This window comes from Claveliimonas sp. (assembly GCF_037273965.1).
GTDB lineage: Bacteria > Bacillota > Clostridia > Lachnospirales > Lachnospiraceae > Claveliimonas > Claveliimonas bilis.
In genome coordinates this window covers 1-2,775 of record NZ_JAYAZJ010000003.1, presented here as the reverse complement: position 1 = coordinate 2,775, position 2,775 = coordinate 1, and the positions used below count along the sequence as shown (strand labels likewise).

The 2,775-nt window shown below is 44.3% G+C and carries 4 protein-coding genes; 2 read left to right on the top strand and 2 right to left on the bottom strand.

Features of this window, described 5'->3' with window-relative positions:
• A partial coding sequence (nrdR, locus tag WJ238_RS00045) for a transcriptional regulator NrdR (protein ID WP_337605814.1) occupies positions 1-391 on the bottom strand: 391 nt, incomplete at its 3' end.
• Between the two features lie 161 nt (positions 392-552).
• On the opposite strand from nrdR, the gene WJ238_RS00040 reads away from it, so the two are divergent.
• Both WJ238_RS00040 and sigG read left to right on the top strand, forming a co-directional pair.
• On the top strand, positions 553-816 hold the full coding sequence (locus WJ238_RS00040; RefSeq protein ID WP_022066822.1) for a PRC-barrel domain-containing protein: 264 nt from the start codon (positions 553-555) through the stop codon (positions 814-816).
• A gap of 103 nt (positions 817-919) precedes the next feature.
• On the top strand, positions 920-1,699 hold the full coding sequence (gene sigG, locus WJ238_RS00035) for an RNA polymerase sporulation sigma factor SigG (protein ID WP_022066823.1): 780 nt from the start codon (positions 920-922) through the stop codon (positions 1,697-1,699).
• Positions 1,700-1,791: 92 nt separating this feature from the next.
• Here the strand turns inward: sigG and WJ238_RS00030 are convergent.
• The coding region (locus WJ238_RS00030; RefSeq protein ID WP_337605813.1) for a Glu/Leu/Phe/Val dehydrogenase dimerization domain-containing protein at positions 1,792-2,775 on the bottom strand (984 nt) is incomplete at its 5' end.

Sequence of the window (2,775 nt, the reverse complement as noted above, 5' to 3'; positions counted from 1 at the left end):
CCGATCTGGCAAAACGAACATAAGCAACTGCGTCCAGCGCCTGTAAGTGTTCCATGACGATCTCGCCGATCTGATTGCTGGAAATTTCTCTGTCAGCCCGGTCAAAGATTTCTCCCTCTATAGAATCCATGATCTCTTCTATTTTTTCTACCGGAATAGGCCGTTTATAGCAGGCGCGGAGAATCCCGTCCTGAACTTTGCTGCGGCTGTAGGGTTCACGGTTCTGGTCTTTTTTTATAACGCTTAACGGAATGGTTTCTACCTTTTCGTAAGTAGTAAAGCGCTTTCCGCATGATTCACACATACGTCTTCTTCTGATGGAATTGGTGTCTTCTACAGGTCTGGAATCTACAACTCTGGTATTGTCCCGACCACAAAACGGACATTTCATGGCATTGTCCCCTTTCTATCCAGTTGAGCAGAGATATGCAAAACCTTCCAAACCCTGCTGTTATGGGCACATTATACTATAATTTTACTTTTTATGTCAACAAATGGAAATGCATAATCTGGCGTTTTTTTACATATATTTGAGAAAAAACGGTTGCTGTTATGCGCTTATGTGAGCTGAAACAAAAAGAAATCATTAATACCTGCACCTGCCGATGCCTGGGATGTCCCATTGATGTGGAATTTGACTGTAAGACCGGCCAGATCACAGCGCTGGTGGTTCCCGGACCGGGAAGGCTGTGCAGCTTTTTTGGAAGAGAAAGCGAGTATGTAATCCCCTGGAAATGTATCTGCCAGATTGGGGATGATATCATTCTGGTCCAGATCCAGGAGGAAAAATGTTTTCGCAAAGAACACCTGACATAAGCTGTCAAGGGCTTATATTTTTTATATTTTTCCGAAAAAAGTATATTTCTCCCTGTCTCTGAGAAAGCTTTTAATAAGCAAAAGAGAGAAGGAGGATGTTTCGATGGCGCTTAATAAAGTAGAAATCTGTGGAGTAAATACCTCTGAGCTTCCTGTTTTGAAGCCCGAGGAAAAGGAGGAATTGTTCCGCAGGATCAAGGAGGGAGACAAAGAAGCAAGAGAGCAGTACATCAAAGGAAATTTAAGACTTGTATTAAGTGTGATCAGACGGTTTCAGAACAGCAATGAAAATGCAGACGATCTGTTTCAGATCGGATGTATCGGACTGATGAAAGCCATTGATAATTTTGATACAACACTGCAGGTTAAATTTTCTACCTATGCAGTGCCTATGATCATTGGAGAAATACGAAGATATTTAAGAGATAATAACAGTATCCGCGTCAGCCGTTCTCTGCGGGATATTGCCTATAAGGCCATTTATGCCAGAGAAAATTATACAAAGCAGCATCTGAGAGAGCCTACGATCGCAGAAATCTCTCAGGAAACAGGAATCGAAAAGGAAATGATCGTTTATGCAATGGATGCCATCCAAAATCCGGTAAGTCTTTTTGAACCGGTGTATACAGAGGGCGGAGATACTCTTTATGTGATGGATCAGATCAGTGATAAAAAGAACAGGGAGGAAAAATGGGTGGAAAACCTTTCGCTTCGGGAAGCACTGGAAAGACTTTCAGACAGAGAGCGGCATATTATAGAAATGCGTTTTTATGACGGGAAAACGCAGATGGAAGTGGCGGAGGAAGTAGGGATTTCTCAGGCCCAGGTCAGCCGTCTGGAAAAAAATGCGCTGAAAAGCATGAAAAACTTTTTGGGAACATAAAGAGAATAAAAACTGCCGCAGAGCAGAAGTGAGCGTTTATCAGCACTTTGTCTGCGGCAGTTTTTCGTTAATTTTATTAAGAACTGGGAGGATTAAACGATACCCTGGGCTTTCATTGCATCTACAACTTTTTCAAATCCTGCAATGTTAGCGCCTACAACGAAATTGTCTTTCATATCATAGCGCTGTGCGGCATCGTCGATCTTTTTGTAGATATCTTTCATAATGCCGTGGAGCTTTTCGTCTACTTCTTCTGCACTCCAGGAAAGTCTCATGGAGTTCTGGCTCATTTCAAGAGCTGAGGTAGCCACGCCGCCTGCATTGGATGCTTTTCCCGGAAGGAAGAGAACGCCGTTTTCCATAGCATATTCCGTAGCGTCCAGAGTAGTAGGCATATTTGCACCTTCTACAATGTATTTGCAGCCGTTTGCAATAAGAGTCTTAACAGCATCGAGGCCAAGCTCATTCTGAGTTGCACAGGGAAGGTATACGTCGCATTTGATGTTCCAGATGCCAACGCCTTCGGTAAAGGATGCTCCTTCTACACGGTCAGCATATTCTCTGATACGTCCGCGTTTTACTTCTTTAATATCTTTTACAATATCAAGCTTGATACCTTCAGAATCATGGATATATCCGTTAGAGTCGCACATTGCAACAACCTTTGCGCCAAGCTGTGTCGCTTTTTCGGCAGCGTAGATCGCAACGTTTCCGGAGCCTGTGACGATCACGGTTTTTCCGCTGAGTTCATCATTGTGTGCCTTCATCAGCTCATCAAGAATGTAAACAACGCCGTAACCGGTAGCCTGAGTACGTACAAGTGATCCGCCGTAGGTAAGACCTTTTCCTGTAAGAACGCCTTCGCTGAGATCGCGGATACGTTTGTACTGTCCGTACAGATAACCGATCTCACGTCCGCCTACACCGATATCGCCTGCCGGTACGTCTGTGTCAGCGCCGATATACTTGCAGAGTTCAGTCATAAAGCTCTGGCAGAACGCCATAACCTCTCTGTCGGATTTGCCTTTGGGATCAAAGTTGGAACCGCCCTTGCCGCCGCCGATAGGACGTCCTGT